Annotated in this window: 14 protein-coding genes and 1 pseudogene; 11 read left to right on the top strand and 4 right to left on the bottom strand. The window is 42.9% G+C overall.

Annotation, left to right across the window (positions count from 1 at the left end):
- The first annotated feature begins 108 nt into the window (after positions 1-108).
- The 3 genes from MKY24_RS18250 (at position 109) to MKY24_RS18240 (ending at position 7,447) form a co-directional block, all read left to right on the top strand.
- A complete protein-coding gene (locus tag MKY24_RS18250) occupies positions 109-1,578 on the top strand; it encodes a hypothetical protein (protein ID WP_023989556.1) in 1,470 nt (489 codons plus the stop codon).
- Positions 1,579-1,788: 210 nt separating this feature from the next.
- Positions 1,789-2,667 carry a hypothetical protein gene (locus MKY24_RS18245; protein WP_023989555.1) on the top strand — a complete coding sequence of 293 codons (879 nt, stop codon included), beginning with the start codon at positions 1,789-1,791 and terminating at the stop codon, positions 2,665-2,667.
- Positions 2,668-2,860: 193 nt separating this feature from the next.
- Positions 2,861-7,447 carry an S-layer homology domain-containing protein gene (locus MKY24_RS18240; protein WP_339200557.1) on the top strand — a complete coding sequence of 1,529 codons (4,587 nt, stop codon included), beginning with the start codon at positions 2,861-2,863 and terminating at the stop codon, positions 7,445-7,447.
- Positions 7,448-7,502: 55 nt separating this feature from the next.
- Here MKY24_RS18240 and MKY24_RS18235 read toward each other — a convergent pair whose 3' ends face one another.
- Positions 7,503-8,012, bottom strand: coding sequence for a discoidin domain-containing protein (locus tag MKY24_RS18235; RefSeq protein WP_023989553.1), 510 nt, complete (start codon positions 8,010-8,012; stop codon positions 7,503-7,505).
- Positions 8,013-8,137: 125 nt separating this feature from the next.
- Here MKY24_RS18235 and MKY24_RS18230 point away from each other — a divergent pair, with 125 nt between their 5' ends.
- The gene (locus MKY24_RS18230; protein WP_028540424.1) at positions 8,138-8,488 is read left to right on the top strand and encodes a hypothetical protein; all 351 of its coding nucleotides are present in this window, start codon (positions 8,138-8,140) and stop codon (positions 8,486-8,488) included.
- A 282-nt stretch (positions 8,489-8,770) separates the two neighbouring features.
- On the top strand, positions 8,771-9,472 hold the full coding sequence (gene sigK, locus MKY24_RS18225; RefSeq protein WP_013311218.1) for an RNA polymerase sporulation sigma factor SigK: 702 nt from the start codon (positions 8,771-8,773) through the stop codon (positions 9,470-9,472).
- A 599-nt stretch (positions 9,473-10,071) separates the two neighbouring features.
- Here the strand turns inward: sigK and MKY24_RS18220 are convergent.
- Positions 10,072-11,046: an alpha/beta hydrolase gene (locus MKY24_RS18220; RefSeq protein WP_023989550.1), complete on the bottom strand. Its 975-nt coding sequence runs from the start codon at positions 11,044-11,046 to the stop codon at positions 10,072-10,074.
- Positions 11,043-11,672: a TetR family transcriptional regulator gene (locus tag MKY24_RS18215; RefSeq protein WP_023989549.1), complete on the bottom strand. Its 630-nt coding sequence runs from the start codon at positions 11,670-11,672 to the stop codon at positions 11,043-11,045. Before MKY24_RS18215 ends, MKY24_RS18220 begins: the two co-directional genes overlap by 4 nt.
- Before the next feature lie 230 nt (positions 11,673-11,902).
- On the opposite strand from MKY24_RS18215, the pseudogene MKY24_RS18210 reads away from it, so the two are divergent.
- Together MKY24_RS18210 and MKY24_RS18205 are read left to right on the top strand one after the other, a co-directional pair.
- Positions 11,903-11,980: pseudogene (locus MKY24_RS18210) on the top strand (RNA polymerase subunit sigma-70); the annotation flags it as partial.
- A gap of 262 nt (positions 11,981-12,242) precedes the next feature.
- On the top strand, positions 12,243-12,704 hold the full coding sequence (locus MKY24_RS18205; RefSeq protein WP_068942415.1) for a DUF523 domain-containing protein: 462 nt from the start codon (positions 12,243-12,245) through the stop codon (positions 12,702-12,704).
- A 102-nt stretch (positions 12,705-12,806) separates the two neighbouring features.
- Here the strand turns inward: MKY24_RS18205 and MKY24_RS18200 are convergent, their stop codons facing one another.
- A complete protein-coding gene (locus tag MKY24_RS18200) occupies positions 12,807-13,556 on the bottom strand; it encodes a YdcF family protein (protein WP_339200554.1) in 750 nt (249 codons plus the stop codon).
- Positions 13,557-13,773: 217 nt separating this feature from the next.
- Between MKY24_RS18200 and MKY24_RS18195 the strand changes: the two genes are divergently transcribed.
- From MKY24_RS18195 to MKY24_RS18180, 4 genes are all read left to right on the top strand, one after another.
- Positions 13,774-14,661 carry a DMT family transporter gene (locus MKY24_RS18195; protein WP_053325808.1) on the top strand — a complete coding sequence of 296 codons (888 nt, stop codon included), beginning with the start codon at positions 13,774-13,776 and terminating at the stop codon, positions 14,659-14,661.
- A 229-nt stretch (positions 14,662-14,890) separates the two neighbouring features.
- Positions 14,891-15,667 (top strand): NAD(P)-dependent oxidoreductase, encoded by a 777-nt coding sequence (locus tag MKY24_RS18190; RefSeq protein ID WP_053325807.1) that lies wholly within the window; start codon positions 14,891-14,893, stop codon positions 15,665-15,667.
- A 234-nt stretch (positions 15,668-15,901) separates the two neighbouring features.
- The gene (locus tag MKY24_RS18185) at positions 15,902-16,897 is read left to right on the top strand and encodes an ABC transporter permease subunit (RefSeq protein ID WP_023989544.1); all 996 of its coding nucleotides are present in this window, start codon (positions 15,902-15,904) and stop codon (positions 16,895-16,897) included.
- Between the two features lie 18 nt (positions 16,898-16,915).
- Positions 16,916-17,809, top strand: a complete 894-nt coding sequence (locus MKY24_RS18180) for a carbohydrate ABC transporter permease (RefSeq protein ID WP_013311212.1) — start codon at positions 16,916-16,918, stop codon at positions 17,807-17,809.
- Positions 17,810-17,878 lie beyond the last annotated feature (69 nt).

Here is a 17,878-nt window from a genome sequence, read left to right as displayed (position 1 = left end):
CCAATAGAACCAAAGATGATTTATGATAGAGCCATACAGCCTAGAAATCACCCTGGTTTATCCGGGGATAGCGGGAATTCCTTAAACCATTTGAGAGGGGATTTCAGTATGAAGAGGTTCAAAAAGGCTATTGCAGTTATGTTAAGCATGATGCTCCTGTTTGCTTTCGGAATGACTGCGAATGCGAGTGAAAGTACGGAGGCTACATCGGATCAAGCGATTAAAGTGGAATCCGATATTCAGCTAACAACTGGAAATGAAGACGTGATTAAGCGTTTAACGCGAGCAGACAAGCCAGACAACGTTACGTCTTCGGTTTATGTCATGCAAGAAAATCTCAACTTCAAGACACCAGAGACAACATCATTGAAAAGGGAACCCATTTCTTCGCTGAAGGCAAACCCAATGGCTGCATCAGCCACAGTTTCCTCTGCTACGTATTCCGGTACGATTACGCAAGAGGGAGGCACACAATTTTTATATCCGATCTATTTGCAGCCTGGTGAATTGTTGCAGTCCCAGTTGGATGGTCCATTTTCAGCCCAGCTTGACTATGACTTATACTTATATGAGTTTGATATGACGACAGGTGACATTAATCCTAATGCCATTGACGCATCCACCTATGGTACTTATTTTAACAATTATGAACAGGGGGCTGCCTCACTTCCTGAGAACGTAGGAACCCGTAACGCTACCGGATATGAAAAGGCATATGCGATTGCTGTTCATGCCAAAAAGGGTTCCAGCATCAATGATCCTTTCTATCTAACGGTCGATACAAGCTCCAGCTACGATGCATATGAACCAGATGAGAGTGCTTTCCATGCCTATAACTTTACCTTTAGTACGGGCGGTTCATCGCTTAATTCACGCTCCATTCATTCAGGCATTGATAATGACTGGTACCAAGTTACGATCCCTGCCAGCCGCAATTATGATGCTTTGAACGTAAAGCTTGATAGTGTTTCGGACGGTTATGGCTACAAAGCGGAAGTCTACGGAGCTCTTACAGGAAACCAAATGGCGCTTTTGCCGCAAACGAACCATAATGTCAGCTTAAATACAGGAACCTACTATGTGCGAGTGTACACAACCAATCAGTATTCACCCAATCATTTATACACACTTACACTGAAGCCAGTGCTTCGGGCTGGCAAAATTGAAATTACCGGCTATGATTCTGTTAATGGTCCTAATGATTATCCGAACTACTCATATGGTCGTCATTATCGGGTTAATCAACGCAGCAACCTTACCGTGAAGGGGGTAGTTAAGACAACTGATGGTTATCCAGTGGCAAATGCGCCTGTTGATGTGACTTGGTTGAATCAGAACTGGACTGAAAGCAGCGGAAATCGTACTCGTACAGGCACAGCTTATACGGACCAGAATGGAGCCTTTAGTGTGACTCTTTCCCTGCCATCTTCCACTGGAAGTATAGCGGAATACCTGTCTGGAGCCATCAGTTTTACACACTACTATGATCTATCAGGGGTAGCCGTTCAGGTGTCAGGTACTTCGATTATAGACACAGATATTGTATATCACTTTGCCTATAGTATTTATGGCGGCTGATGGACGGGTTAAGCTAACACTTAAGGTAACTTGTTGCTTGAATATTTTATATCTGAAACAAAAGTAGTTCGTTTCAATATTTGTTCAATTTTAGGACAAAGCATATGTTCATTCCATATATGCTTTGTCCGATATATATAGAAACAGGGTCACATTACACTATACATACGCCTTAGATTGCCTGTTACAAACATGACAGGAGGAAATAGAATGAATTTTGGACCTCTTAGAGCACAGCAAGCGATTCTTAATGCAAGTAGCTTACGGATCAATCCGACAAGCAAGCAAGCTCCACCACCCCAGCTTCATGAAGAACAGGTCTCCAGAGTGGTAGTTCAAGACTCCGTGGAGATTAGTGAAGCCGGTAGACAGTTGGCGGAAGGAGCTATTGTATCACAGGCTGCCAAGTATTTCGGTACAACACAGATCAATGATTCATTAAACCGGGTTTTGGAAGGTCAGCCAGAAGAAGTGTCTAATGCAGTGTACAGTATGATTGAATCTAATTTTATCGTCGACGGAACAGTAACGGATGAGAGTCAACGAGCTGTGCTGCTGGAGATGGGAGTTACTCAATCCAAGTATATTGCCGATCATTACATGGAAGGCGACAAGGCCAAAGAGTTTCTGGAAACCATGAACCAGATTGCTAGTATTGCTTTGACACGATCCACTGATCCAGAGACCGGAGATATTAGCTACACGACTCCAATAGATCGTCCGTCAGGTGCTCCTGAGGATTATGTCAAGCTGTCGGAAGTGATGAAGCAGGTTGATCCTCAAAAATATACTGCGTACATGAATGATATTAAAGGTGGAGGAAATGGGCTGAGCCAACTGTTAAATTTTGCGCAAAAGGTTCCTCAACATCCCGATTGGATTGAGAAATACAAGGAACGTACGGGACAGAACGCAGAGTTGCTCAATAACACACCGCTAAACAATCGGTTTGACAAAGCGGATACGACATCAGCTTCTGCTTTTATGAACAGTATGCAAAATCTTCTTAAGGAATCTTCCGCTACTCAGGATTCTTACATGCAGAATATGCGAGGATTTTTTCGGAACTTAGGCGTTCAGGTCCATTAACACTTTCAAATAATTTGTCAGTTCTGTTTACAACTTGCTTGGAACGAAGTATAATAGCTTCAAAACATACTCGTGATATAGAGGAAGCACCTCAAACTTAGGCATTAACGCCTTCGTTTGAGGTGCTTTTTCTATTTTATCCGAAGCGAGTTTGTAAAACTCTTTGAAAATAAAATAAAGTAAGGAGAAGTGTATGTATCGAAAAAATAAGCGAAAGGTAAGGAAGTATAGGAAGTGGGTGTACGGATTTTTGGCTGTAGTCCTACTATTAACGATAATTCCCATATTTCCGGAAAGGGTATCAGCTGCTACTCAGGAGATCATGGGAGGACCTTTTTGCCAAAACAATTTGCCGGGTGGAGGCGACAGTTGGGGCTCTTGGTCAGGAAGTGGGATAGGAGCAACGGAAGTATACACTGGCATGGGTTCGGCCAGGTATAAATGTGATGGTACTACGCAGCCGACAAATCGTTTTATTGATATTGGAAGATCTATTAAGACTTCTGATTATAGAATTTTTGTTTACATTGAAGGGTCGTATCATACTGATATATATACATCTAATAACGCAGCAGGCGACAGTTGGAGGCCTAACGGAACGAACTTATACACATGGACTAATGTAACGAAATTCTATGCCGATAGATTTTACCAGGGAAAATGGATAGATATCACCGACTCTATTACATTAAGGGATGTTCGATATTTCAGAGCGATGGGAACTAACCAACAGACAAGCAATGAAATATCCAAGTTTGGAATCCGTGTTATTCCCAAATCGGACCTAATGCCTAAACCACCTCAGATCCATGCAGGTACAGAGGGACAAGCGATTACAGGATGGACCAAAGAACCCGTAACCGTGTGGATAAATGGGGACGTGGCTCCTGAAGGGCTAAAATACTATGAATATAGCCTGAATGGAGGAGCATTCCAGCCATACACAGGTCCCTTTACTGTATATGATCACGGTGTAAATACGATCTATGCCCGGACAGTAGACGTGAATAACCAGTATAGTGGTCTTTCTTCCGGGAATGTCCGAATAGACAAGATGCCACCAACTCCACCCATCCTAAACGCAACGGGAAACAGTAATGACTATACGATTTCATTACAACCGGGAACAGACGATTATTCTGGACTAGCCCATACTCAATTTCGTTTGACGGGCGTTGTGAATCAGGATTGGCAGGATTATAGTGGAGTGTTTCATGTGAATAAAGATGGCAAAAGCACGGTACATGCACGCTCCATTGACGGCGTCGGTAATGTGAGCCAAGAAGTAAGCAAAGAAGTCACCATTGATAAAAAGGGACCGACTGCTCCTGTCATCCGGGCTAGTGAAACAGGCCCAACGAACCATGATGTGAATATTACCATTGATTCAGGAAGTGACCTTACAAATGGAATTAAGATGACACAGTATCGCTTGATTCCATCAGGGGAGTGGTTGACCTACAAGGGTACTTTTACATTAAATGCAGAAGGGATTTACGAATTATCAGCGCGGACGATCAATAATCTCGACGTGTCTAGTCCAATCGTGACTCAATCGGTCATGATTGATCGAACCAAGCCAACGCCTCCGAAAGTTACGTTTTCCGAGGTGACGATACCTACCGGATATACCAATAAGCCAGTGCAGTTTACTCTATCGGGTGCGACGGATACTACAGCAGTACATTATGAATATCAATTGGGTTCTGGCACCTATGTGTCTGGTTCGTCTGGAATATTAAATGGTTCGGGTATCGTAAAATTGACTGCTCAAGCTGTAGATTCAGCTGGGAATCGAAGTGATCCAGTATCCGCAATATCTTATATTGATTTGGAACCACCGACGATTCAACTGACGCCGGATTCGCGTGAATGGAAAGATACCCATATTCATGTGAGGATACGATATGCCGATCAGCATTCGGGGATTGAGTCATCCACAATGCAGTATAAAATCACGAACAGCCCTGATTCACCCGAAAACTGGGATGCTTCAGCCGATACAACAATCCAGATGGATCTTTCAGATGAAGGTGAATGGTATGTTCATGCCAAGGTCAAAGACAGGGTGGGTAACATTTATGAAACGGTCAGCAGTGCACTTCGTATTCAAAAGCAGCCCCAGTCGGTTGTGCTCTCTGCGACATCCATACGAAATACAGAAGCTGATTTGCAGTGGACTCTCCCGTCTGGTCTTGATAATGGTTACGTTTATACAGTCCGAAATCTAACAACTAATGAGGTTTGGGATGTTACGCATCCGACAAATTCTTTTACAGATAGAGGGCTACAAGGAGGACGGCAATACGAATATGAAGTCCGTTCTAGTAATCATGTAGGAGGCAATGCCTATTCCAATCGAGTCCATATATTAACGTTACCTGATGCCCCTGAGCATGTCCAGTTACGACCTGTCTCTCGTCATTCTGCAGAAATCATGGCTGACTTTACGCCAGTCTCATCAGCTAACAAATATAATATTACAGCAGCAGACGTAAGTACGGGAGAAATCATATTTAAGGATACGGTTACACAGGATGTGTATAATCCAATTACGGGAATGAAGCCTGGTAAATATTACGATGTTTCTGTATCAGCTATTAATGACACTGGAGAGGGTACAGCAAAGCATGTATCTTTTTTAAGTCTACCAGACAGCCCGAACGGATTTCGGAATGTAACTGTAAGAGAAGATGGAATCGACTTGAAGTGGAATTCTGTAATCACTGCCACCTACTACGCCCTAGAACGTGACGAAGTATCGGTTTATAACGATGTGTATACAGAATTCACCGATACTGATCTTCAGGCGGGAACAGAGTATGGTTATAACGTTTCCGCTGAAAATGCAACAGGATTCGGAGACTATGCCCATCTGGGAGTTATCACTTTACCTGATCGAGTAACGACATTATCGAGTGTGACGAAGGATGTGTATGCTATCGGTGTTTCGTGGCAGGATGTGCAGGGGGCTGAAGGATACATCTTGAATGTTAACGATGAACCGAAGGTGCGGGTTGCGCGTGGTATCCATTCTTATACGTTTGAGGACTTGCCTGCTGGTAGATCTGCCAATATTAAAATACGAGCCTACAATCGAAGTGGCACGGGTAAAGATACATCTATCAAGGCATTAACACTACCTGATTCGGCTGTGCAACTTGCAGCTGAAGATGTTCGCGAGCACGATGCCACATTGATATGGGCCCCGGTTGATGGGGCAACTCAATATAAGGTAACGATCAACGGTCAAAATTATTATAGTACGGAACCACGTGTGGTTGTATCTGGTTTAACAGGTGGGAGAAACTATGATTTTCAAGTGAGCAGTGGGAACAGTAGTGGTTTCAGCCAGCCAGCGTTGGGTGAGCTGCTGACACTTCCTCCTGAAGTACAAAATGTTAATGTTACAGAACTTGAGGGTGGCCAGATTTCACTGAGCTGGGATGAAATCAAGAGCTCTTCTCAATATACTGTAACCCGTAAAGATACGGGGGAAGTTTTTAACACCAGAGATGCCCATATTAAGCTTTCAGATATCCAGCCTGGTATGATTTACTCGTTTGGTATACAGGCCGTGAATACAACGGGGGTAGGTAATATAGCTCCCTTTACGCTTCGCGCTTTGCCAGGTCAAATACCAGACAATAGATTGACAGTGAAAGAAGTAACAGATACCGATTTGGTTGTTACGTGGAAAGAAGCTTCGGGTGCAGATGCTTACAATGTCTACCAAAACGAGGTGCTTATCGGTCATACGACCACCCATGAATTTAAAGTAGATGGATTGGACAGTTCTACAGTGTATCGTATTACCATTAAGCCAGTGAACACAAGTGGTGAAGGTAAGCAGACAGAAGGTCAGGTCGAGACGCTGCCGTCTCCAGCGTTTGCGTTTTTGAAGACGGAAACAACGAATAGTGAATTTATCATCCATTGGGAATCAGACCATGAGAATGATATTTTCGTCCTTGCCAGTGAAGGAGGAACAGAGCTATATCGTGGTAAGGATCGAAGCTATATCTGGAGACAACTTAAAGAGAAGCAGTTGTATACAGTTCAACTTTGGGCAGAAAATAGTCAAGGAAAACGCACAGAGGCAAAACAAGCGCATGGAAAAACAACGGGTAATACTGTGGACGTAGGTGGCGGAGCAGGAGGGGCGGAGAGTGTAAAACCGATTCAGCCTGTTATAAAGGAACCGATAGAAACAGAGCACATTCAGGATTCAACCGTTGAGAAGAAGCCAAATCATTTTAGTGACATTGATCGGATATTTAATAAAGAAAAAATAAATGTGCTTGCCGATTTGGGTATAGTAAAGGGAATAACCCACACGCTGTTTGAGCCGAACAGACCTGTAACGCGTATGGAGTTCACTTCTATGCTGGTCCGTTCCTTGAAATTACCGCTCGAAACAGATGTGACTTTAGGTTTCGAGGATATCAATCCATCGGCGTGGTACGTTGATCTTCTCAAAACGGCGATTAAAGATCAGGTCGCTCGCGGGTTTAGTAATAGAGAATTTGGCCCAGATCGGGTCATTAACCGTGAGCAGGCGGCTAAAATGGTGAATAACATTATCAAGGCTACACCACAGCAAGAAAGCAGTGCATACTCGGATTCCTCTCAAATTGTCGAGTGGGCCAGAAAGGATGTACTTGGTCTAACGGAGATAAATTTAGTACAAGGATATCCAGATGGTAGCTTTCGGGCCAAGCAGGAGGTCACACGTGCGGAAGCGGCTGAGATGATTTATAACATGCTTCAAATGAAATAGAACGAATCAAGGGGCGGCGTTGGCCAGCCCCTTTTTTTGTGTGTACTAACTTAACTTATTCCGCAATAGCGGGGTTTATATTGGATGCTCTGTAGGCAGGAACACCATTAATGAGTGCGGTTTTTAGCTGAATATATCGTATACCATAATAGGAGGTTGTACTACTCATCCCAGATGAAAGTACAGTTATTTTATAATATGAAAAAGGAATCTCATTACTAAATTGATAGGTTGTTTTTGCAGTGGTTGGCAAAGCTTCGACTTCACCTAACCTAAACCAATTTTCTCCGTCATTAGAGCCGTAAAAAGAAAATGAAAGTATAAAAGCTCGAGAAGATGGTTGAGCTAAAAGAATATCATTGATCGTCTTACCTGTATCTAATTTGAAGATGATTTCTCCACCTTTACCGCTTAAACTACTTTCCCAATATAGATTATTATCGATTAAAACATTTTTCGGAAAAGTATTTTTAGAATCTCCGTTCGTTGAAACATTTTCCTCTGCTATAACAACAGGATCCACGGAAAAAGTATAGTCGTCTGGATTTTGACTGAATTTTGCCATGTTGAAATTCCTCCTTAAGTTTAATTTTTGAATGTGTCGAAAAGGTTGATTCATATCATTTATATGAAACTCTCTATGAATATATTCCTTGATGATGGAATGCATACTAGTTATACACTTATTATTTGGGAGATGGCATTTTCCCTTTGGATTGGGAAGTTTGTTTTAGTACTGTTGAGGAATATAAAAGAAAATTATTTGAGAAGTACACCGCTTCCCAAGAATATAATGATTTTGTAATAGGTGGATTTAATGTGCTTACCGACAAAATAGATGCGATTCTGAATTATGCTTTAGAGAACTTTCGAAAAGAATTTCCTCATAATTATGAGTTGCGTTGTCCGGCTATGATATTTCCGTTGCCAAGAGGCGATGAAAGTAATGGTGCTGAGTTTGCTATTATTTTAAAACGAGATGAAGATGGAGATACAATGGTCTATTCGCCACTTCCATTGTCATATCTAGAAAGAAGTTAATACTCTACTGAAAGAAAATGGGGAAACCAAGTGATGAATAATGTAAAGCGTATCCCGGGTTTTCCTCTGGCTATATGGAGTGCGTTGATTTGTGTCGAAGAGATCTCTATGCTTCGAATTAAGTATTGGAGGTTGCTCCAGAAAGATATCCGGCAAATTGTTACGGAGCAGTTTTCGGAGTACAGGCACGGATGGGCACCTGCCTACATACAATAAACAGACCGCAAGCCCGGTAAGTAACAAAGGCCGGTAAGTTCGCAACTACCTCAGGAGGTGTCATCCGTGCCCGGACTATTTAGCGCTATCGCTCTGTTCATCAAGGAATTGACGCTACTCGTTTCCTACGTGAAAAACAACGCCTTTCCGCAGCCATTGACTGAGAAAGAGGAAGCTCGACACCTAAAGCTGTTTGCCGAAGGCAATGCACACTCCCGTAACACACTCATTGAGCATAACCTACGGCTGGTGGCCCATATTGTGAAAAAATTCGATAACACCGGCGAAGATTTGGAGGATCTTATATCCATCGGCACCATCGGACTGATCAAGGCCATTGAAAGCTTTCAGACCGGGAAAGGCACCAAGCTGGCAACATTTGCAGCCCGTTGTATAGAAAATGAAATCCTGATGCATTTGCGATCTCTGAAAAAAACACGCAAAGACGTATCTCTCCACGATCCTATAGGGACTGATAAGGAAGGAAACGAAATTACTTTGATTGATATCCTCGGCACCGAGGCGGACGATATTGTAGATAAAGTACAACTTAAAATCGAGAAGAGTAAAATCTATCGCAACCTGGATATTTTAGATGAGCGTGAAAAAGAAGTGGTGATTGGCCGTTTCGGCCTGGAAGCCGGAGGAGAGGAACGAACACAGCGGGAAATTGCCAGAGAGCTGGGGATTTCGCGTTCGTATGTGTCCCGCATTGAAAAGCGTGCATTAATGAAGCTGTACCATGAATTTTACAAGCAGAAGGGGTAATGGATAAGGAGATATATGAAGCCGCTTGAGGCCCTTAACAGGGCCTTTTTAGGTCTTTTTCATAGTTCAATTACTTGCTTCTTTTCAGAGGCGTGTTTAAATTGCATCCCCCTCTGCCCATCCAATATTCTTATATAAGGCTATCCTATAAAAACAACTGCTCCTTTACGCTGAAAAGCGCTAGGCAATTTTTCTATAAGTGTGGTTACTCGTTCAATAAGCTTTAATTCCCGAATATCTTTAATACTGTCAAGATGGGAAATATCAGATGAACTATTCTTTGTTGCTCATGTAGAGAACGCGTTGTTTTCTAGTTCATTAATTCGATTCCGGGTCTTTGTTCAAATGATCTCTAAAAAGGATCTTCTCCTGACCAGTGAACAGCATACGCTTGTCTTTTTGTTTTTATCAACATGCTCAGTACTCGTACACTGTTTTTTTCGCTTAAATAATAACTATTTTGCTATGTATTTTCATTTAAAACGCAAATAAAAGCCTGTAGTGTTTTTCTACACTACAGGATAAAAATGCTTGATATATTGGGTATTTTCACTTCATCAGGACAAGCTCCTTCGCTAGTTGGCTCTCTTGGATTGAATTTATTTTCCTACATACTCATCCAAAAAGCGATCTACTCTTTTGAAATATTCAGTGGGGTAATGGTTGATGGCATCGATGTGCTCCGTATTTTGCGGGTACCATACTTCTGCTTTTGGGTTATCTTTTAAGGACTCGTAAATAATTTCTGTATTTTTATAACTAATTTGCTGATCTCCAGTACCATGAATAAGCATAACTGGCTTGTCTTGCATCTTTTTTACCGCATCCATAGGAGATATGGAATCAAGATCAACCTTAAAGGCCCAACTTGCCATCCATGTCGATGTATAACTGAATGGAAACGCAGGTAAACCTGAAAAGAAGGGCAAACCCTCTCTCAGAAATAGACCAGCATTACGAAAAGGACTATCTGCAATTACGGCTTTGATGTCATCATTTTCATTTGCGGCCAGCAAAGTAGTAGCAGCACCCATTGAAAAGCCAATAACTCCAATGTTATCACCCGTATGGTCTCTCGATTTTAAATAGCTTACAGCTCCTAGCAAATCGTATTTTTCATTGAGGCCCAGTGTAATCAAATCACCATCGGATTTACCTTGTGAGCTGAGGTCAAATGCCAATACATTGTAGCCTTTCGGAACGAAATGCTCTACTAACTTTTGGGTCCGTCCTTTGACTAAACGATTGCTCGTATATCCATGGACGACAATAATTGTCTTATTACTTTCTTTACCAGAAAGACCGCTTGCAGGAAAGAAGGAGCCTCTAATCGTATTATCATTTTTCAAACTCTTGAACTCGACCTCTTCGTAGGGAGTTTTATCGATATTCAATCCGTAGCTGACATTAGTGTCTCTAGGATGGTGCAACAAGGTGTCTACTACTTTATAAGATATAAAAAATATAAGAGCCATCACAAGCAAAAGCACGATCCCTAGGCTCCATAAAATTTTCTTTCGTTTTTTTACACGAACGTTAAATGTCAGATCGGGTTGTAATGATGCCTGACTCATTCAGACTCCTCCAGTTTTTCTTTAGGTTGTATGGGTGCGAACAAATAAAAGGCATGCCCCTTCAGATTTTCCCACTCGGGATGATGAATAATACTTTCTGCAAGAGTTAAGCCCACTCCATTTAAGAAAGAGATATAGGCACGAGAGATCATTGCTGGAGAAAAGCTTTTGTTGAATTCTCCCATTAACTGTCCCTTGGCATAGACGCATTCGATCGCATCTGTCATTACCTTTATACTTTCAAGGACCTTCTGTGTAAGTTCAGGGAATCTTATTCGTTGTCCTAAGACAGATTGAACAAGCCGCAATTCATTTATATAGAAGTAGATATGGTTGAATTGTTCTGCCACCATGTTCTTAATCAATACGCCCGGCGTCTCCTCTTGTTGTAGACAAGCAAGCGATTTCGCCTGAATATCAGCAAGCGGCTCAAGAACAGCGGCGTAGTATAAAGCTTCTTTGCTAGGGAAATATTGAAAAATGGTTCCAGGAGTCACTCCTACACTCTGCGCAATGATTGCCGTTGTGGTATTAGAATATCCACTTTCTGCGAACAGGACAACAGCTTCTTCTAGGATACGTTTACGCCGCTCCAGTCTTTTTTCTTCATTGATGGGTCTTGCCAAATGTATTCCCCTCTCTCTAAACTAAACTTTTATTAATTAAATGATTGATTATTTAATTAATAATATATCTTAAATTACGACTTATAGCAAGAGTGAATTTATCTTACTTACGAGCAGGGTGAACCTCAACAATAAAAATAAGCCGTAGTGCTGCCCAGCATGCGCCTCCGGCTTGTTTTTATCAGGTTATTTTGGATGAGTACACGTTCCGCCTTCCTTAAATTTGATAAACCAGTGAAGATTTGGAGGACCTCATATCCTTCGGTACCATCGGACTGATCAAGGCCATTGAAAGTCAAACAGAAGGGATAAATGACAAAGGAGATCCGTTGAACTCCCGCAGTATTTGAAGGCCCTAATCAGGGCCTTTTTTCATTACTTGTATTTCGAACAGAATTCAAAAGGGTATGGGTAGAGCGCAGGATCATGATTATGACATCAGCTGGACGAATAACCTTACGGAACGCGGACGTAGTGGCGAGTCTAAATTTTCGCACGATGACTCTACGAGAAAATTTGTTTATACTTTAACTACTTAATAGTGAATGCAATGGATATGAGGTGGAACTAATGATTCTGGTAAGTTCGTGTTTGGCGGGCATGAAGGTACGATATAACGGGACGGATAGCCTGGATGTACATATTCAGAAGTTGGTAGAGGAAAAGAAGGCTATGACAATCTGTCCTGAGCTTTTGGGGGGCTTTGTGACTCCGAGAGAGCCTGCTGAGATTGTTGGAGGGACAGGGGAGGATGTGCTGAACGGCACAGCCAAGGTGGTCGAGTTTTCAGGCAACGATGTCAGCAATATGTACATTAGAGGTGCGTACGAAGCCCTGAATATAGCCAGAGAGGTTAACGCAACATTTGTTGTTTTAAAAGAAAATAGCCCGTCCTGCGGATCAGCAGCAATATATAATGGGTCATTCGAAAACCGTAAAATAGCAGGTAACGGGGTAACCTCGGCTTTGTTAAAAAAGGAAGGCTTTAAGGTCATATCGGAAGAACAAATATCGGATATTTTCTTGGATTAAATATGAAATGGTAGATCAAGCGCCTTGCTAGCTTACAGGCTTATACCTGCGAGCGCAAGACGCTTGTTTGTGCTGTGTGCCGCTATACAATTAGACATCACATTATTTAAGCTTTAATGCAAGAATTCCTAGGTATTCCTTGAGGGCTGTTCCGGTTGTAGACATGGCCCCAGCAGACGGCGAGAGCTTGCCAGCATACAGTGCCAGCTTTTCACTTGCCAGATAGTCGGTAGGATAAGCTATGACCTGCATGCCTGCACGCTGAAATTCCAGTGCAGCACGTGGCATATGGAAAGCGGAGGTCACCAGAACAGGTCTAGTGAGTTGATGTTTTCCCAAAATTTGCGATGTATATACGGCATTTTGCTGTGTGTTCAAAGAATGGTTTTCGATCAGAATGTCCTTTGCCGGAATACCGAGTCCTAGTAGCTGCCTCTGCGCAATATTGGCTTCATTACCACTGTCTCCAAACACTTGCCCGCCGGAGAAAAGAATAGGTAAGCCTGTTGCTTCGTGCAGTCGGGCCGCAGTGAGCAGTCGATTAGCCGCAGATCCTAGCAGATTGCCTTGTCCATTGATGTCGGGGGTTCCCTGTGTGGCTCCGCCCCCAAGTACGACAATGACATCGCCTTGAACGGTACGGGGTTGTGAGTACTGTTTTTCCAGGCTACTGATTAACAAATCTCCAGCCAAATTGGTCGAGGAAACATACAGCAGCAATGTGACAAGAAGCAATACGACCGCAGGTATACGTGCCCTTTTCCATAGCCAGATCACGAGCCCTGCCATCACCAGGATGAACAAACCGGGAGGGAGCACAAAGCTGTACAAAAATTTGATGATATAAATCAAGTGCAGACAACCTCCTATCCTTATAAGCTTTATCTATCTTTTTGGTATATTGTAACATAGGAAAATGACTGGATTCCTCTGTCCGAAGACATACCTCGATGAACAAGCGGGCATGAAAGGTGGAGCTTTCCAATACATATTTTTTGTTTGATAAAGTCGTTCTGTAGGCGTAGTATATAAAGTCTAGTGATTTTTTTCATAGAGGAGCGAGAGCGTCATGGGAGAGTTAACGACAGCCAAGCGGATAATGATGATCGCGCTGCTGGTTGTATTATGGGGCATTTCTTGGCCCATTTATAAAGTCGCATTGGAATTCACACCTCCACTGTTGTTTGCAGGGCTACGTACACTGCTGGGCGGTCTGCTGTTGGGAGTGATTTTAGTACCGAGATGGAATCGCATTCGTTGGAAAGAAAATTGGCGGGTGTATGCTATTTCAGGTATTTTTAACGTGGTACTGTTTTATGGCCTGCAAACAGTGGGACTGATGTACGTCCCCTCCGGCTTGTTTTCTGTGCTGGTATATCTCCAGCCTGTGTTGGTCGGTATTTTTGCATGGATGTGGCTAGGGGAAGCGATGTCCAGACTCAAGGTGATTGGATTGATCATCGGATTTTTGGGCGTTGCAGCTGTCAGTGTGGGCGGATTTTCAGGGCATGTGGCTGTGGCAGGTGTAATCATCGCCATTATTACAGCCGTGAGCTGGGCATTGGGAACGGTATATGTGAAAAAGGTAAACCAGCGTGTGGATTCGCTGTGGCTGGTTGCATTCCAATGTACACTGGGAGGCATCGTGCTGACGGGAGCTGGAACGGTGACGGAAAACTGGTCGGATATCGTATGGAATGTCCCGTATGTGTCAGGGCTGATATTCGGCACGGTGTTGGGAATTTCACTTTCCTGGTTGCTGTATTTCACACTTGTTAATTCAGGGGATGCGAGTAAGGTTGCGTCTTATACGTTTTTGGTGCCTGTGATCTCGGTGTTTGTCAGCTCGTTGGTGCTGGGCGAAGCGATTACGGCTTTCCTGCTTATCGGGTTAATCTTAATCGGGCTTAGCATTTATTTGGTTAATCGCAGAGCGAGAGTAGTACGACAAGCTTGAGCGTAGTAGTTGAAACCAAGAGATTGAAAGATAGAACTTGAAACTATAGTAACAACAAGGGACTCTTGCACAGTAGCAGGGTCCCTTTTTATATGCCGACAGGAGACACAGCTACGTGGGCTTTGACCTGCCTAATTCGAGAGTTTAAGGGGTTTCCTCCCTGGGGAGTTGGTTAAGATTATGATATGGATGACAGCATACAACCAAGCAAAGAAGGGAGATGCGGACGATGGCACGAAAATTGTTGATTACAGGTGCAGCAGGTACAATTGGGAAAGTATTGTATGAAGGGCTAAAAGCGGAAGGTAAATATGAAATAATCGCTGCTGATGTGAAGAGGGATGAAGAGGCAGGGATTGTGGAAATGGATATACATGATGCTGCACGACTGGCTGAGCTTACACGCGGAGTGGATACGGTACTGCATTTTGCATGGATCAAGGATGAAGGGGATTTCCTCGGCAAAGTGCTGTCTGGCAATGTTAGTGGAGCCTACAAGCTGTATGAAGCTGCGGTGAAAAATGGGGTAAAACGCATTGTTTTTGCCAGTTCCAATCATGCCACAGGGTTTTATAAAGTAGGCGAAAGTATAGATGTAGAAGATCCCTACCGACCCGACAGTTTTTATGGATTGAGTAAGTGCTACATTGAACTGTTAGGACGGCTGTATGCCGATCAGGGCAAAATATCTTCAATGAATATCCGTATCGGAAATTTTCCTGGAGATGATCGGCCCCATTCGGAGCGCGCCGCTCATATTTGGATCTCTGAGCGCGATATGATCCGTCTGACTGTCTGCTGTATCGAAGCTCGTCCGGAGATGAGCTATCTTAATTTGTACGGTACGTCAGCCAATACGGATAATTATTATGACATTGGCTACTTGGAAGAACTAATCGGATATAAGCCGCAGGATAATGCCGCTGAGCTGCTGGAGCAGGCAAAGAAAATCGGATTTTGGGTAAAACAGGATGAAACCACATTCCAGGGTGGGCAAAAGGAGTAGATTAGATCGTTCAAATATGCTTTATGAATAGGCTTAAGGCGTCGATTAGACGCCTCATATTACACAAAACTTCACAAATATCCGAATTGTTCACTCCTCAGGACACTCCTTTGTTCATGAAGCATGAGAGGCTTCACTTTTCATTTTGAATGCGCTTACATAAAATATAGTTATACGGCGGCGGTGCTACAAACTTTGCTGTCGGTAACGTATACAGAGGGGGAGTGACTCACATTGAATCAGCCTATGCCCAAAAATTCTGCAATGCTTACAACGGATTCCCGCCTGAACGGTAAGAGGCTGGGAACGGGTAGAAAACACGGGTTCTTCTATGAACTGTTCCGCAATCGGGTATTATTTTTGATGTTGTTGCCCACTTTAATTTTTTTCTTCATTAATTCCTACATTCCTATGGTGGGTATTTATTATGCATTTACCCAGTTCGACTTTAATACCAGCCTGTTTGATGCCAAGTTCGTCGGACTCCAAAATTTTCGCTTTCTATGGCAATCCGGCACGCTGACAAAACTGACATTGAATACGGTCGGATACAATGCAGCGTTTATTTTACTCGGTAACGTGCTAGCGATTGTTCTCGCTATTTTGCTGAATGAGCTGAGAGGCCGCTACTTTAAAAAGATCGCTCAATCCGTGATGTTCCTGCCTTATTTTGTTTCTTTCGTTATTCTAAGTGTTATCGTGTATAACATATTTAATTATGATAATGGTTTCCTGAATACGCTGCTGCTGCAATTTGGTGGTGAACGCGTGGATGTATACAACAAACCATGGGTATGGATTTTCCTGATTATCCTGTTCTATTTATGGAAAAATCTCGGCTACAGTATGGTGATCTATCTGGCAGCGATTACAGGTATCAGTGACGAATATTATGAGGCAGCTAAAATGGATGGGGCCAACATTTTTCAACGAATCTGGTACATTACCGTTCCTATGCTTAAATCGACATTCGTTGTGCTGCTGTTGTTTGCGCTTGGTAGTATTATGAAAGGACAATTTGATCTTTTCTATCAGTTAATCGGAAACAATGGGGTGCTGTACAATACGACGGATATTTTGGACACTTATGTGTACCGTTCGCTGAAAGTAACTTTTGATGTGGGGATGGCTTCGGCGGCAGGCGTATACCAATCATTGTTCGGCTTTGTACTGATCATGACCGTGAACTATATCATCCGCAAGTTGAACGACGAGTATGCCTTATTCTAGAAAGGAGGACCCAAACGGATGGCGATCAAAGAGGATGTATACACTCGAATTTTTAAAATTATCTCTTATGTGATTATCATTATTGCTTCCATTGCTTGTTTACTCCCGTTTCTACTTATTATTTCGGCTTCACTGACCAGTAATGAATCGATTATCAGGGATGGATATCACTTTATACCACAGCAATTCTCACTGGAAGGTTACCGGACGGTGTTCACCTTTCCTGAAGAGGTGTTAAGGGCATACGGGGTGACGATTTTTACCACGGTTGTAGGTACGACGTTGGGCCTGTTCCTGATGACGATGGCAGGATATGTGCTGGCACGCAAAGATTTTAAATACCGTAATGCGTTTTCATTCTATATTTACTTTACGACGCTGTTCGGAGGCGGTTTGGTACCTTGGTACATTATGCTGACGAAGTATTTAGGATTGCTTGATACGTATACAGTGCTTATTTTCCCGGGATTGATGACTCCGTTTCTGATCATTTTAATGAAAAACTTCATTCGTTCCTCCATGCCGGAAGAGCTGTTCGAGTCCGCTAAAATTGACGGTGCGGGTGATTTTAAAATTTACTATCGAATTGTGTTGCCTTTATCTACACCGGGTATTGCCACTGTGGGACTGTTTCTGGCCTTGGCTTACTGGAATGACTGGTTCTCATCCTCACTCTTTATTAACGATCCGCATAAATACCAGTTGCAATATTATCTGTATAATGTAATTAACTCCATGCAATTTATCGCTCAAATGGGTGCAGGTACTGGCGTAACCCTTTCCAACGATATGCCGACAGAGTCGACCAAAATGGCAATGGCTATCGTGGTTACCGGACCTATTTTGCTGCTGTACCCGTTCGTACAGCGCTATTTTGTTAAGGGATTGACCATTGGTGCGGTAAAAGGCTAAAGTGGCACTCAAGGACTGTGATGGCATGACGTGCTGACGTTGTGCCATCTAAATAGCACTCTTTGTAAG

This window comes from Paenibacillus sp. FSL P2-0322 (assembly GCF_037975315.1).
GTDB classification, from domain to species: Bacteria; Bacillota; Bacilli; order Paenibacillales; family Paenibacillaceae; genus Paenibacillus; species Paenibacillus polymyxa_B.
The sequence above is the reverse complement of the archived record's forward strand: the minus strand, read 5'-3'. Positions and strand labels throughout refer to the sequence as shown.